This is a genomic window from Pseudoalteromonas sp. S1650, from assembly GCF_005887195.1.
GTDB lineage: Bacteria > Pseudomonadota > Gammaproteobacteria > Enterobacterales > Alteromonadaceae > Pseudoalteromonas > Pseudoalteromonas simplex.
The window spans coordinates 1-316 of sequence record NZ_PNDF01000164.1; the positions used below are offsets into that span (position 1 = coordinate 1).

Annotated in this window: 2 tRNA genes; both read left to right on the plus strand. The window is 52.2% G+C overall.

The window, feature by feature from the left end:
- The first annotated feature begins 68 nt into the window (after positions 1-68).
- Positions 69-145 (plus strand) — tRNA-Arg (locus CWB80_RS22015).
- A 23-nt stretch (positions 146-168) separates the two neighbouring features.
- A tRNA-His gene (locus tag CWB80_RS22020) sits at positions 169-244 on the plus strand.
- Positions 245-316 lie beyond the last annotated feature (72 nt).

Consider the following 316-nt stretch of genomic DNA (forward strand, 5'->3'; position numbering starts at 1 on the left):
ATCCTGCATCGCCGACCACTTCTTCTTTAAGAAGCGGCGCTTACAGGCTAACTTATGAAGTTTTCGATGCGCCCGTAGCTCAGCTGGATAGAGCAACGCCCTTCTAAGGCGTTGGTCGAAGGTTCGAATCCTTCCGGGTGCGCCATTTGAAAATATGTAAATGCCGTGGTGATTGTAGCTCAGTTGGTAGAGCCCCGGATTGTGATTCCGGTTGTCGTGGGTTCGAGCCCCATCAGTCACCCCAATTTACTCTAAGATATCGGCGATTAGCGCAGTTTGGTAGCGCACTTGGTTTGGGTCCAAGGGGTCGCAGGTG